The organism is Baekduia sp. Peel2402 (assembly GCF_052567285.1).
In genome coordinates, this window is record NZ_CP199582.1 from 2,147,899 (window position 1) to 2,161,546 (window position 13,648).

A 13,648-nucleotide genomic window follows, 5' to 3' on the forward strand; every position below is an offset into this window, starting at 1 on the left:
ATGGGCGACTCGGCGGGCATCTGCGAAGACGACGAGACCCTTCGCACCATGATGCAGCGCGCGCTGGAGCAGGCCGGCTTCACCGTTCGGACGACCGCGACGGGCGCGGCCGCGCTCGCCGCCTTCACCGACGACCCGCCGGACGTCCTGATCCTCGACATCGGGCTGCCCGACGCCGACGGCCGCGACGTCTGCCGATCGCTCCGGGCGCACGGTGTCCGCACGCCCGTCCTGCTGCTCGCCACCGGTGACGTGGCCGCGGAGCAGATGGCGGCCGCCGAGGCCGGCGGCGACGACTGCCTCGCCAAGCCCTTCCCGCTGGCCGCGCTTCTCGTCCGCATTGGCCGCCTGACGCAGCTGCGCGCCCACGATGCGCCGCGCCTCGACCGGTCAGCGCGCGCGATCGTCGCCGGTGACGTCCGCGCCGCCCTGACGCCGACCGAGTTCCGCATCCTGGTCCTGCTCACCGATCGTCGTGGGCAGGTCGTGACGCGCGCCGAGCTCGTCGCCGCGGGGTGGCCTAGCGGCGCGACGGTCACCGACAACACGCTCGACGCCTACGTGGCACGTCTTCGGCGCAAGCTCCGCGCCGTCGGCGCGGTGGAGGCGATCCGCACCTGTCGGGGGTTGGGCTACGAGCTTCGGTAAGCGCTCAGGCCGCCCGCAGGGTCAGCGTCACCACCGGTCGCTGGCCCGCCCGCGCGGTGAGGCGACCACCCTCGGCGTGCGCCAGCGAGCGCGCAAGTGCCAGGCCGATGCCGTGGTGCTCGCCTTCGGTGCGCCGCACGAAGCGCGCGTCCGGATCCTCGCCCAGCCCGGGGCCGTCGTCGCCCACCTCGATCGCGACCCATCCCTCGAGCTCGCGCGCCGTCACGGTGACCGGGCCGGCTCCGTGGCGGTGCGCGTTGTCGACGAGGACGTCGAGGATCTCGTCCAGCACGGCGGCGGACGCGTTGACCGTCGGCACGTCGGCCGGCACGGCCACGCGCAGCGGGCGGCCGTCGCGCGCGAGCGGCCCGGTCCAGCGCGCGGCCACCGCGTCGAGCACGGGCGCCAGCACGGTCTGCGCGTCCGGGACGACGGCGTCGCGCGCGACCGTCAGCAGCGTGTCGATCGTGCCCTGCAGCCGATCGACCTGGCCGATCGCTCGGGGCAGCTCCGGTGCGTCGGCGCCGCCCAGCTCCATCGCCTCCAGCTCGATGCGCAGCGCCTGCAGCGGCGTGCGGAGCTGGTGCGACGCGTCGGCGGTGAACGACCGCTCTCGGGTCACGAGCGTGTCGAGACGCTCAGCGGTCGTGTCCAGCGCGCCGCCGACGGCGTCGACCTCGGCGATGCCGCTGCGCGGCGACCGCACCGAGAAGTCGCCATCGCCGAGCCGGCGCGCGGCGGCCGCCAGCCGCTCCAGCGGCGCGGCCAGGCGGCGGCCCAGGATCACGGCGGCGAGCACCGCCAGCAGGACGATCGCCAACGCCGCCGCGCCGAGCAGCAGCCACGCATGGCGCGTCTCTCGCGCTGCGCGGCCGTCGTCGCGCTGAGCCCGGACCGCGCCCGCGACGCGTTCCCCCCGGTACAACGGGGCCACCGCGACGAGCTGCCCGTCGCCGGCGTGCTGCACCGGCCGGCCGGAGCGCAGGACGGCCCGGACGTCGGCGGGCGCGCGCGCCGGACCGGCGCCGGCGGCTCGTCGCCCGGACACGCCGTAGACGGCCAGCCGCGCGCCGACGGGCGGCAGCTCGACCGGATCGTCGGCCGGGGTCGTGCTCAGGTCGATCATCCGCGTCGCGGCAACCGTGTCGCGGGCGAGCCGCAGCAGCTCCTCGTCGCGATGGCTGGTCTGGAGGACGAGGGCGAGCGGCAGCGCCAGCACGACGATCGACGCCGTCGCCACGCCGGCGATCGCCAGCACGAGGCGCCGTCTCACGGGCTGTCCTCGAAGCGGTAGCCGACGCCGCGCAGCGTCGTGATCGCCTCGGCCCCGAGCTTGTGGCGCAGCGTCAGCACGTGCGTGTCCAGCGTCTTGGTCGACCCCAGCCACTCGGTGTCCCACACCTCGCGCATGATGCGATCACGCGTCACCGCCCGTCCCGCCTCGGCGACGAGCAGGACGAGGAGGTCGAGCTCCTTGGGCCGCAGATCGAGCTCGTCGTCGCCGCGCCAGGCGCGTCGCGCGGCGAGGTCGACGGTCACGCCGTTGGCGCGCAGCGTCTCGTGGACCGCGCCGTCGGCGGGCTCGGCGGTGGCCGCCCGGCGCAGGTGCGCGCGCACGCGCGCCAGCAGCTCCGACAGCCGGAACGGCTTGACGAGGTAGTCGTCGGCGCCGGCGTCCAGGCCGGCGACGACGTCGAGCTCCTGATCGCGCGCCGAGAGGATCAGGATCGCCAGGTCCGGGTGCGCGCGGCGCAGGCGCCGGCACACGTCGATCCCGTCGACGTCGGGCAACCCCAGGTCGAGGACGACCAACTTGATGTCCTCGGTCACCGCGGCCGGCGCCGGACCGCCGCGGGCCAGGCGCCGGATCCGGTGCCCCTGGGCCTCGAAGACGCGGACGAGCCCCGAGGCGATGGCCTCGTCGTCCTCCACGAGCAGGATGCCCGGGCCGTCCATGCCCCGCAGCGTACGTGGCCGGCCGACGCCGTCGCCGAGGTTTGACCTGGCGTTGACCTGGCCGTGGCCGCGCGTTGACCGGCCCCGCCTACGGTCCCGGCCGTGCCTCGCTCAACGCCCCCAACAACGCTCGCGCTGCTGCTCGCGACCATCGTCGTGCCGATCGCCGGCTGTGGCGGCGGCTCGTCGGCGACCGCGACGTCGTCGCACGCCGGCACGGCCGCGACCACGCCGGCCAAGGCGGCGGCCCCGGAGGTGTCGCCTCCGGGCGACATCCCCGACAACCAGGCCTTCGTCCGCTACGCGCCACCCGGCGCCGGCTTCAGCGTCAAGGTCCCCGAGGGCTGGTCGCGGACGCAGCCGGACGGCGCCGTCGTCTTCACCGACAAGCTCAACAGCATCCGGCTCGAGAGCAGGCCGCCGGCGCGGCGCGCCGGCAAGGCGAGCAGCGTGCACCGCACCGCGGGCACCGCGCAGAAGCTGACCTACATGATGAGGTCGGTGCCGGACCCGGTGACCGGCAAGCGCGTCACCGACGCCGTCGAGCGCTATGTGTTCACCAAGGGCGGCAGGACGGCGGTCCTGACGCTCAGCGGGCCCAAGGGCGCCGACAACGTCGACCCGTGGCGGATCGTCACCGACTCCCTGCGGTGGTCGCCATGACCGCCGCCGCGCTGGAGGCGACCGACCTGTACCGGTTCTTCCACGCCGGCGACGACGAGACGCTCGCGTTGCGCGGCGTGTCGCTGACCGTCGTCGCGGGCGAGGTCGTCGCGGTCACCGGCCCGTCGGGCTCGGGCAAGTCCACGCTGCTGGCCTGCCTCGCCGGCCTCGACGAGCCCGACGGCGGCGTCGTGCGCATCGACGGCGAGCGCCTGTCGCGCCGGCCGGAGGAGGAGCGGGCGAGCGTACGCGCGCGGCGCGTCGGCATGCTCTTCCAGCAGGCCAACCTCGTCGGGCACCTGTCGGTCGACGACAACCTCCGGCTGGCGCGCCGCCTGGCACCACGCCCCGAGACCGACCTCCCGTCGCGGGCCGAGCTCCTGGACCGCTGCGGCATCGCCGAGCGCGCCCACGCCCGGCCGGCGCAGCTCTCCGGGGGCGAGCTGGCGCGCGCCGGCCTGGCCGTGGCGCTCGCCAACGGCCCGCGTGTGGTGCTCGCCGACGAGCCGACCGGCGAGCTGGACGAGGCCACGGCCCGCCGTGTGGTCGACCTCCTGCACCGCCAGGCGGCGGAGGGCGCCGCGGTCGTCGTCGTCACGCACAGCCCCGAGGTCGCGGCGCTGGCCCACCGCGAGGTCCGGCTCCGCGACGGGCGGGTGGCGGCTTGAGCGACGAGCTCCTAGCTCGCTGCGAGGGCGCCGCGCGGACCTATGGGTCCGGACCGACGGCGACCGTCGCGCTGCAGCCCACCGACTGCGCGGTGGCCCCGGGCGCGCGGCTGGCGCTCGTCGGTCCGTCCGGGTCGGGCAAGACGACGCTGCTGCACCTGCTCGCCGGCCTCGACGAGCCCTCGCTGGGCACCGTCAGCTGGCCCGCGATCGGCGCCCGCGACGCGCTGCGCCCTGGCCCCGTGGCCGTGATCTTCCAGGGCCCCAGCCTGCTGCCGCCGTTGACCGTCGCCGAGAACGTCGCGCTGCCGCTCGTGCTCGCCGGCGCGACCGACGCCGACGCTCACGCCACCGCGCTCGAGGCCTTGTCCTTGGTCGACCTCGACGACGTCGCCGACAAGCTGCCCGAGGAGATCTCGGGCGGCCAGGCCCAGCGCGCCGCCGCCGCACGGGCCCTGGCCGGCCGGCCGCGGCTCATCCTCGCCGACGAGCCGACCGGCCAGCTCGACCGCGTCGCGGGTGCTGGCGTCGTCGATGTGCTGCTCGCCGCCGCCGACCGCGCGGGCGCGGGGCTCGTCGTCAGCACGCACGACCCGACCGTCGCCGAGCGCCTGCCCGACGTGTGGCAGCTGCACGGCGGCCGGCTGGTCGCGGAGGAGGCGTCGTGGTCGCGCTGACCTGGCTGCGTGGGCTCATCGCCCATCGCGCCGGCCGTCTGCTGGCGACCGCGCTCGGCGTCGGTGTCGGCGTTGCGCTACTCGCCTCGATCGGGACGTTCCTGTCGGCGACCACCGCGAAGATGACCCAGCGCGCCGCACAGCAGCTCCCAGTCGACTGGCAGGTCGAGGCCCAGCCGGGCACGAGCGCCGGCGCCGTGCTCGCGAAGGTCCGCACTCAACACGGAGTCCAACGCGCGCTGCCGGTGAGCTTCGCCCCCACCTCGGGGCTCCAGGCCACGGTCGACGGGGCGACCCAGCAGACCGGGCCCGGCCGGCTGCTCGGGCTCCCCGACGGCTACGCCCAGGCGTTCCCCGGCCAGCTGCGCGTCCTCGCGGGCCGCGGGACCGGCGTCCTGCTCTACCAGCAAACCGCCGCCAACCTCCACGCCCAGCCCGGCGACGCCGTCACGGTCGGCCTCGGCCGAGGCCGCGAGAGCAGGCTGAAGGTCGACGGGATCGTCGACCTGCCGGCCATCGACTCGCTGTTCCAGAAGGTCGGAGCACCGGCGGGCGCCCAGCCGCAGGCGCCGCCCGACAACGTCGTGCTCCTGCCCCAGCGCACGATGGACCGGATCGCGCACGGCAACGTCCCGATCACGACGCAGATCCACGCGCGCCTCTCCCACACGCTACCGCGCAGCCCGAGCAAGGCCTACACCTCGGTCACGGGGTCGGCCCGCAACCTCGAGACGCGGCTGACCGGCGGCGGGCTCGTCGGGGACAACCTCGGCACGACGCTTGACTCCGCCCGCCAGGACGCGCTGTACGCGGAGCTGCTGTTCCTCTTCCTCGGCGTCCCGGGCGCGATCCTCGCCGGCCTCGTCACCGCGTCGATCGCGGCGGCGGGCGCGGACCGGCGACGGCGCGACGCCGCGCTGCTGCGCACCCGCGGCGCGTCGACCCGGCGCCTGGTCGGCCTCGCGCTGGCCGAGACGGCCCTGGCCGGCGTCGTCGGCGCGATCCTCGGCCTGGGCACCGCGCTGGCCATCGGCGCGTCGTCGTTCGGCACCGCCAGCTTCGGCGCGTCCACGCTCTCGGCCGTGCTGTGGGCCGGCGGCGCGGCGGTCGCCGGCCTGGTCATCGCCGGTGGCGCAATCGCCCTGCCGGCGTGGCGTGACGCGCGGTCGCTGACCGTCGCCGGGCAGCGTGCGCAGATCGGCCGGCGCGACCGCGCGCCGCTGTGGGCGCGGCTCGGCCTCGACATCATCGCCTTGATCGCCTCGGCGCTCGTGTTCTGGCAGGCGTCGAAGAACGGCTACAACCTGGTCCTCGTCCCCGAGGGGATCCCACAGGTCTCGGTCAACTGGTACGCCTTGCTCGCGCCGGTCCTGGCCTGGATCGGCGGCGGCCTGCTCGCCTACCGCCTGGCCGACCTGATGCTCTCGCGCGGCCGCCGCCTGGTGCGTGCCCTGCTGCATCCCGTCGCGGGCGAGCTGGCGCCGACCGTCGGCGCGACGATGGGGCGCCAGCGCAGCCTGCTGGCCAAGGCCGTGACGCTCGTGGCGCTGACCGGCGCCTTCGCGGGCTCGACCGCCGTGTTCAACACCACCTACAACGCGCAGGCCGAGGCCGACGCGCGGCTGTCCAACGGCGCCGACGTCACCGTCACGGAGTCGCCGAGCGTCGCTGTCGCCCCGGGCGGCGCCGCGCGCCTCGAGCGCGTCGCGGGGGTCAAGAGCGTCGAGCCCCTGCAGCATCGATTCGCCTACGTCGGTGCCGACCTCCAGGACCTCTACGGCGTGCGACCAGGATCGATCGGCGCCGCCGGCAAGCTGCAGAACGGATGGTTTGCCGGCGGGACGGCGACCACACTCATGGACGAGTTGGCGGCCCGGCCTGACGGTGTGCTGGTCTCGGCCGAGACCGTGCACGACTTCCAGCTCCAACCCGGCGACCGCCTCAACCTGCGCCTCCAGGACGGCCGGACCAAGGCCTACAAGACGATCGCGTTCCACTACGTCGGCGTCGCCAAGGAGTTCCCGACCGCGCCTAAGGACTCGTTCTTCGTGGCCAACGCGTCCTACGTCGCAAGGACGACGGGAAGCGACGCGGTCGGCGCGTTCCTCGTCCAGACGGGGGGCCGCTCGCCGGCGGCCGTGGGGCGCAGCCTCCAGCAGCAGCTCGGCACCACCGCCAAGGTCACCAACATCGACGACGAGCGCAAGGTCGTCGGGTCCAACCTGACGGCCGTCGAGCTCTCGGGCCTGACGAGGCTCGAGCTCGCCTTCGCGCTCGTCCTCGCCGTCGCCGCCTCCGGGCTCGTGCTCGGCGTCGGGTTCCAGGAGCGTCGCCGGACGTTCGCGATCGCGACCGCGCTGGGGGCGCGGCGGCGTCAGCTCGGCGGCTTCGTCTGGGGCGAGTCGCTGTTCGTCGCCGGTGCTGGCCTGGTGCTGGGAACGGCGATCGCCGCCGGCATCTCCGACATGCTGGTCAAGGTCCTCACCGGCGTCTTCGACCCACCGCCCGACGTCCTGTCGGTGCCGTGGGGCTACCTCGTCGCGCTGGTCGCGCTGACGCTGGCGGCGGTGGGAGCGGCAGGCGCGCTCACCCTGCGCGCGCTCCGGCGACCGGCGATCGAGCAGCTCCGTGACCTCTGACGGCGGCCGCTCGCGTTCAGGCGCGAGTCATGCTCCGAGCCGCACCATGCGGTGACGATGTCGATCCACCATCTCGATCCGGTCGGCCTGCTCCTCGCCCTCCTCGTCGTCCTGGCCTATCGCGGCCTGCGACACCGATGACCGGGTTGTCGCTCAGCGTCCTGACGCACCCGCTGCCGGCGCTGTGCGCGGTCGCGCCCAGCCTGCGCCCGCGCCTTGGCGTCCGGGATCGCATCGACGACCCCTGCGGGGTGGCGTTGACGTTCGATGACGGCCCCGACCCGCGAGGGACGCCCCAGATCCTGCGCGTGCTGGAGGAGATGGCCGTCGTCGCCACCTTCTTCGTCACGGGCGAGCAGGTGCGCGACCACCCGTCGGTCGCCTCCGACGTCGTCGCCGCCGGTCACGAGATCGGCGTCAAGGGCGACCGGCACCGCAACGTCCTGCGCGTCTCGCCGTGGACGCTGCGGGACGACCTGCGCCGTGCCGAAGACGCCATCGCCACGGCAACCGGCGTCCTGCCCCGCCTCTATCGCCCGCCCTACGGCGTGCTCAGCGCCGCGGCGCTGTCGCTCGCCGCCGAACACGGCTGGGAGCCCATCCTGTGGACGCGTTGGGGACACGACTCGCGCGCCACCGCCTCACCCGTCACGATCGCCGATGATCTCACGCGCGACCTCGCCGGCGGCGAGATCCTCATGCTCCACGACGCGGATCGCTACTCGGTCCCGCGCGCCTGGCATCGCACCCTCGTGGCCCTCCCCGCGATCATCGGCGACGTCCGGGCGGCCGGGCTCGAGTTCCGGACGATCCGCTGATGCCAACCAGCGTCCCGCCTCGACGGCCTTGAGCGGTCGTTCGGCAGCGAGGTGCGCGACCCGCGCATGCGACCTGAGGCTGACCCCGGTGGTACCTGACCCGTACACGCCGACCCGCAAGTCCATCCCCACGACCGATGGTGAACGCTCACCGTCTCCAGGAGCATGTCGTCCATGATCGACGCCCAGCACCTCAGCAAGCGCTACGGCGAACGTCTCGCCGTCGACGACCTCACGTTCACCGTCCAGCCCGGCGTCGTCACCGGCTTCCTCGGCCCCAACGGCGCGGGCAAGTCGACCACCATGCGCATGATCCTCGGGCTCGACGCGCCGACCTCCGGTCGCGTCACCGTCAACGGCAAGGCCTACAACCAGCTCGAAGCGCCGCTGCACGAGATCGGCGCGATGCTCGAGGCCCGGGCGATCCACACCGGCCGCAGCGCCTACAACCACCTGCTGGCCATGGCCCAGACGCACGGGATCGGGCGCCGCCGGGTCGACGAGGTCATCGACATGGTCGGGCTGCAGTCGGTGGCGCGCAAGCGGGCCGGCGGCTTCTCGCTGGGCATGGGCCAGCGCCTCGGCATCGCGTCCGCGCTGCTCGGCGACCCCAGCACGGTGATCCTCGACGAGCCCGCCAACGGCCTGGACCCCGAAGGCATCCTCTGGATCCGCAACCTCCTCAAGCGCCTGGCCGCCGACGGCGCCACCGTGTTCCTCAGCTCGCACCTGATGAGCGAGATCGCGCTGACGGCCGAGCACGTCATCGTCGTCGGCCGCGGCCGGCTGATCGCCGACACGAGCGTCGCCGAGATCGTCGCGCAAGCCTCCCAGCACGCGGCCGTGCGCGTCCGCACCCCCGAGGCGGCGCGCATGCGGGCCGGCCTGGTCGCCGACGGAGCGACCGTCACCAGCACCGAGCGCGACGTCCTCGAGGTGCATGGCCTCGAGAGCGAGCGCATCGGCGAGATCGCCGCGACGCAGGGCGTGGTCCTCCACGAGCTCACCCCGCAGAAGGCGTCGCTCGAGGACGCCTACATGGCCCTCACGGGCGACAGCGTCGAGTACCGCGCCACCGAAGCCCACGCCGACCTGGAGCACGCCGCATGAGCACCGCGATCGCCACCGACCACGCACCGGCCCCTCGCGCGCGCGAGCGCGGGCGCGTGACCCAAGCCAACGTCATCCGGTCGGAGTGGACCAAGCTGTGGAGCCTGCGCTCCACGCGCTGGTCGCTGCTTGCGGCCGTCGTCGCCCAGGGCGCGCTCGGGATCCTCGTCGCCGCCGTCCAGATGAACCGCTGGACGCACCTCAGCCCGCACGACCGCGAGACCTACAACTCGATCGACACCGGCGTCGGCGGCTACCACCTCGCGCAGCTGGCCATCGGCGTCCTCGGCGTCATGATCATCTCCTCGGAGTACTCCACCGGGATGATCCGGTCGAGCTTCATGGCCGTGCCCAAGCGCCTGCCCGTGCTGTGGGCCAAGATCGCCGTCTTCTCGTCGGTCACGTTCGTGCTCATGCTCGTGTCGAGCGTCGTGTCGTTCTTCGTCGTACAGGCGCTGTCGACCCAGCACCACGTCCAGCACGCCATCGGCGACCCCACCGCCCTGCGCGTCGTGGTCGGCACCGCGCTGTTCCTGACCGTCCTTGGCGTGCTGGCCACCGGCATCGGCGCGCTGATCCGCAACACCGCGGGCGGCATCGCGTTCTTCGTGTTCCTGCTCTTCGTCCTGCCGGGCATCACCGCGATCCTGCCGCACACCGTCGGCGACTCGATCAACCCCTACCTGCCGCTGAACGCCGGCTTCACCGTCGCCACGAGCGTGTTCGAGGACTCCCATCACCTCTCGCCCTGGGGCGGGTTCGCGGTGTTCTGCGGGTACGCCGCGCTGGCCGTCGGGGCCGCGATGGTCGGGCTCCTGGGCCGCGACGCCTGACCGCGGCCCGTACCGTGGACGCGGTGATGAGCAGGCTGGATGACGTGCCGGCCCGCCTGCGAGCCCTCGGCTCGCGGGCGCCCTGGCTCATCGACGTGGCGCTGATCGCGGGCATCGTCCTGCTGTCGCTGCGCGGCCCGCACGACTCCCACGTCCTGCCGGGCGCGATGTGGTCGCTCATCCTCGCCCTGCCGCTGCTGGCACGGCGCCGTTGGCCGGTCCCGACCTTCGCGGCGATCGCGACGATCGCCTTCGGCCAGTGGCTGGCCGACGTCCGGGCCTTCGGCGACTGCGCCCTGCTCGTCGCGTTCTACACCGTCGCCGTCACCCAGCCCATCCGGACGACCGTGCTCGCCGCGCTCGTGCTGGAGGTCGGCGTCGTGCTCGCTGCCCTTCGCTGGGGCGGCGAGGACACCGAGCTCAACGCGTTCGTGGCCCTCTCGGCCTTCGCCACCGCGGCGGGCGTGATGGGCGTCAACGTCCGCAACCGCCGCGCCCTGCTGGCTTCGCTCGAGGAGCGCGCGGTCCGGCTCGAGCGCGAGCGCGACCAACAGGGCCAACTCGCCGCCGGCGCCGAGCGCGCACGGATCGCGCGCGAGATGCACGACATCGTCGCCCACAACCTCTCGGTCATGATCGCTCTGGCCGACGGCGCCGCCTACGCGGTCCGCGACGCGCCCGACCGCGCGCAGGACGCGATGCAGCGCGCGTCGCGCACGGGCCGCCAGGCGCTCAACGAGATGCGCCGCCTGCTCGGCGTCCTGCGCGAGGACACCGCCGCCCAGGACCTCTCACCGCAGCCCGGCCTCGACGCGATCGACACGCTCGTCGAGCAGGTGCGCGGGACCGGCCTTCCCGTTCGCTACGAGGTCAGCGGCACGCCATCCGAGGCGATCCCCGCCGGCCTGCAGCTCGCGGTCTACCGGATCGTCCAGGAGGCTCTGACGAACACGCTCAAGCACGCCGGACCCGACGCCGGCGCACAGGTCACGCTCACCTTCGGCGCTCATGATGTAGGGGTCGAAATCGTGGACGACGGCGGACCCGCCAGCGCCGTGGCGGCCGCCGACGAGGGCGGCGGGCTGCGCGGCATGCGCGAACGCGCCGCGGTCTACGACGGCATGGTCGCCTCCGGCCCGCGTCCGGACGGCGCGGGCTGGCGCACCGCCACGACGCTCACCTTCGCCGGCCGTCCGAGCCCGACCATCGCAGCACACGCATGAGCCGCACCTCGATCGTCCTCGTCGACGACCAAGAGCTACTGCGCATGGGCTTCCGGATGGTCCTCGAGGCACAGCCCGACCTCGAGCTCGTCGGCGAGGCCGGCGACGGCGAGGAGGCCCTCGAGGTCGTCCAGCGCCTCCAGCCCGACGTCGTCCTCATGGACGTGCGCATGCCCGGCATGGACGGCGTCGAGACCACGCGCCAGCTCGTCGAGCGCGGCGGGCGCTCGCGCGTGATCATCCTCACGACCTTCGACCTCGACGAGTACGCCTACGCCGCGCTGCGCGCGGGCGCCAGCGGCTTCCTGCTCAAGGACGCCCAGCCCGCGGACCTGCTCTCGGCCATCCGCGCCGTCGCCAGCGGCGACTCGGTGGTCGCGCCGAGCACGACCCGGCGCCTGCTGGCGAGCGTCGCCCACCAGCTCCCGGACCCCGGGCGGGCCGCGCCGGCGCCGGACCCGCAGCTCGACGAGGTCACGCCGCGCGAGCGCGAGGTCCTGATCGCCGTCGCGCGCGGGCTCTCCAACGCCGAGATCGCCCAGGAGCTCGTCCTCTCCGAGGCCACCGTCAAAACGCACGTCGGCCGCCTGCTCGCCAAGCTCGAGCTCCGCGACCGCGTGCAGATCGTCGTCTTCGCCTACGAACACGGGCTCATCTCGCCCGCGTCCTGACCGCGCCGCCGCTAGCCCTCCGCCGGCTGCGGGCGCAGGACGCCCTGACGGTGCTCGCGGTGCTCGCTCCGCGGACGGGGCGGCAGCCCGCCACCGCCGTCGCCACCTTGGATGTCGTCCTTGCGGATCGCCGTGTATGTGACCAGGGCGATGAACACCACCAACTCGATCGCGCTGACGGTGCCGTCGCCCAGGCCGAGCCCCGTGTTGGCGTGCGGCTTGCTGAACCAGTCGGCGAACGACGCGCCGAGCGGGCGCGTCACGACGTAGGCCGCCCAGAACGCGACGACCGGGTTGAGGCCGAAGCGCCACCAGCCGAGCATCGGCACCGCGATGATCCCGAAGAACAGGACCGCCGACGGCAGGAAGCCCCAGTTGAGCGTGATCGCGGTCAGGTCGCCGGCGGCGGTGCCCAGCGCGAAGGTCGCCAGGACGGCGCACCAGTAGAACGTCTCGCGCCGGCGCGTGGTGATCGTGTGGATGTCCAGCGTGCCCTCGCTGCGCTGCCAGCGCCAGAACACGATCGCGACCAGGGCGGCGAAGAACGGCGTGGTGATCGCGTAGGAGAGGCCGAGGCCGTCCTTGATCCCGTCGGCGACCATCGTTCCGAAGATGGCCACCATCATGACCGTGAACCAGTAGGTCGGCGCGTGGTACTCGCGGCGCCGGTACTGCAGCCGGAACGCCAGCGCGGTCCCGAAGATGCCGACGAACCCGGCGATCGGGACGCTGTGCTGTCCCATGAAGTCCGACATCGCTTCGCCCATCCCGGTCGTCAGGATCTTCAACACCCAGAACAGGATCGTGATCTCCGGGACTTTGGCCGCCAGCGGCTCCGTGCCTTTGCGCATGCGGCTGAAGGCTAGGAAGAGCTCCTGAAATCAACCTGAACAGCGTCGTGCCGCTCAGGCGCCGGAGATCGCGATGACCACCAGCACCACCACGCCGAGCGCGACGCGGTACGGCACGAACGCCGCGATCGAGTGGTGGGCGACGAAGCGCAGCAGCCACGCGACGGACGCGTAGGCCACGATGAACGAGATGGCCGTCCCGACGAGCGTCGGGCCGAGGCCGACGCCGCCGTTGAGCGCGTCCTTGAGCTCGTAGAGCCCCGCCGCGGTTAGCGCGGGGATCGACAGGAAGAACGACAGCCGCGTCGCGGTGACGCGGTCGATCCCGCGCAGGAGGCCGGCGGAGATCGTCGCGCCCGAGCGCGAGACGCCCGGGATCAGCGCGACGCACTGCGTCAGGCCGATCATGACCGCGTCGCGGAGGGTGACGTCGCCCTCATGGCGGTCGGCGGTCGCCTGGCGCTCGGCATAGACCATGACGCCCGACCACAGGATCAGCGCGAAGCCCACCACCCAGAGGCTGCGCAGCGGGCCGGTGATGACGTCCTTGAGCGCGAAGCCGACGATCCCGATCGGGACCGAGCCGACGACGACCGCGCAGGCCAGCCGCCACTCGTGGTTGCCGCGTGCTCGCGGATCGCGCACGCCGGCGTAGCCCGCACGCAGCAGCCCGACGATGTCCTTGAAGAAGTACAGCAGGACGGCGAGGATCGCCCCCATCTGGATGACGGCGGTGAACGCGGTGATCGAGTCGTCGTCGATCGGAAGCCCGAGGAGCTTCTCGGTGATCGTCAGATGCCCGGTCGAGGACACCGGGAGGAACTCGGTGAGGCCCTCGACGATGCCCAGGACGATTGCCTGCCAGAGATCCATTGGCCCGAAACCTAGGGG

Annotated in this window: 14 protein-coding genes; 10 read left to right on the forward strand and 4 right to left on the reverse strand. The window is 73.5% G+C overall.

All coding sequences use genetic code 11. From position 1 onward, the window contains the following. The gene (locus ACT01A_RS10425) at window positions 1-648 is read left to right on the forward strand and encodes a response regulator transcription factor (protein ID WP_445152185.1); all 648 of its coding nucleotides are present in this window, start codon (window positions 1-3) and stop codon (window positions 646-648) included. A 4-nt stretch (window positions 649-652) separates the two neighbouring features. On the opposite strand, the gene ACT01A_RS10430 is transcribed toward ACT01A_RS10425, so the two are convergent. Continuing rightward, on the reverse strand, window positions 653-1,921 hold the full coding sequence (locus ACT01A_RS10430) for a HAMP domain-containing sensor histidine kinase (protein WP_445152186.1): 1,269 nt from the start codon (window positions 1,919-1,921) through the stop codon (window positions 653-655). Next, on the reverse strand, window positions 1,918-2,604 hold the full coding sequence (locus ACT01A_RS10435; RefSeq protein WP_445152187.1) for a response regulator transcription factor: 687 nt from the start codon (window positions 2,602-2,604) through the stop codon (window positions 1,918-1,920). Before ACT01A_RS10435 ends, ACT01A_RS10430 begins: the two co-directional genes overlap by 4 nt. Window positions 2,605-2,706: 102 nt before the next feature. Between ACT01A_RS10435 and ACT01A_RS10440 the strand changes: the two genes are divergently transcribed. The 9 genes from ACT01A_RS10440 (at window position 2,707) to ACT01A_RS10480 (ending at window position 11,906) form a co-directional block, all read left to right on the forward strand. Beyond that, window positions 2,707-3,267 (forward strand): hypothetical protein, encoded by a 561-nt coding sequence (locus ACT01A_RS10440; RefSeq protein ID WP_445152188.1) that lies wholly within the window; start codon window positions 2,707-2,709, stop codon window positions 3,265-3,267. Next, window positions 3,264-3,935: an ABC transporter ATP-binding protein gene (locus ACT01A_RS10445; RefSeq protein WP_445152189.1), complete on the forward strand. Its 672-nt coding sequence runs from the start codon at window positions 3,264-3,266 to the stop codon at window positions 3,933-3,935. Before ACT01A_RS10440 ends, ACT01A_RS10445 begins: the two co-directional genes overlap by 4 nt. Further along, window positions 3,932-4,612 carry an ABC transporter ATP-binding protein gene (locus ACT01A_RS10450; protein ID WP_445152190.1) on the forward strand — a complete coding sequence of 227 codons (681 nt, stop codon included), beginning with the start codon at window positions 3,932-3,934 and terminating at the stop codon, window positions 4,610-4,612. Before ACT01A_RS10445 ends, ACT01A_RS10450 begins: the two co-directional genes overlap by 4 nt. Beyond that, window positions 4,600-7,251: an FtsX-like permease family protein gene (locus ACT01A_RS10455; protein ID WP_445152191.1), complete on the forward strand. Its 2,652-nt coding sequence runs from the start codon at window positions 4,600-4,602 to the stop codon at window positions 7,249-7,251. Before ACT01A_RS10450 ends, ACT01A_RS10455 begins: the two co-directional genes overlap by 13 nt. A 137-nt stretch (window positions 7,252-7,388) precedes the next feature. Then, complete coding sequence (locus ACT01A_RS10460) at window positions 7,389-8,069, forward strand: polysaccharide deacetylase family protein (protein ID WP_445152192.1); 681 nt, start codon at window positions 7,389-7,391, stop codon at window positions 8,067-8,069. Window positions 8,070-8,243: 174 nt separating this feature from the next. Beyond that, a complete protein-coding gene (locus ACT01A_RS10465) occupies window positions 8,244-9,179 on the forward strand; it encodes an ABC transporter ATP-binding protein (RefSeq protein ID WP_445152193.1) in 936 nt (311 codons plus the stop codon). Continuing rightward, entirely contained in the window at window positions 9,176-10,012 is an 837-nt protein-coding gene (locus ACT01A_RS10470; protein WP_445152194.1) for an ABC transporter permease, read from the forward strand. Before ACT01A_RS10465 ends, ACT01A_RS10470 begins: the two co-directional genes overlap by 4 nt. Window positions 10,013-10,038: 26 nt before the next feature. Next, complete coding sequence (locus ACT01A_RS10475) at window positions 10,039-11,235, forward strand: sensor histidine kinase (RefSeq protein WP_445152195.1); 1,197 nt, start codon at window positions 10,039-10,041, stop codon at window positions 11,233-11,235. Then, the gene (locus tag ACT01A_RS10480) at window positions 11,232-11,906 is read left to right on the forward strand and encodes a response regulator (RefSeq protein ID WP_445152196.1); all 675 of its coding nucleotides are present in this window, start codon (window positions 11,232-11,234) and stop codon (window positions 11,904-11,906) included. The genes ACT01A_RS10475 and ACT01A_RS10480 overlap by 4 nt, the downstream gene beginning before the upstream one ends. A gap of 11 nt (window positions 11,907-11,917) precedes the next feature. Here ACT01A_RS10480 and ACT01A_RS10485 read toward each other — a convergent pair whose 3' ends face one another. Both ACT01A_RS10485 and ACT01A_RS10490 read right to left on the reverse strand, forming a co-directional pair. Then, on the reverse strand, window positions 11,918-12,757 hold the full coding sequence (locus tag ACT01A_RS10485) for a COG4705 family protein (protein WP_445152197.1): 840 nt from the start codon (window positions 12,755-12,757) through the stop codon (window positions 11,918-11,920). A 54-nt stretch (window positions 12,758-12,811) separates the two neighbouring features. Beyond that, window positions 12,812-13,630, reverse strand: coding sequence for an undecaprenyl-diphosphate phosphatase (locus ACT01A_RS10490; RefSeq protein WP_445152198.1), 819 nt, complete (start codon window positions 13,628-13,630; stop codon window positions 12,812-12,814). Between the last annotated feature and the right edge of the window lie 18 nt (window positions 13,631-13,648).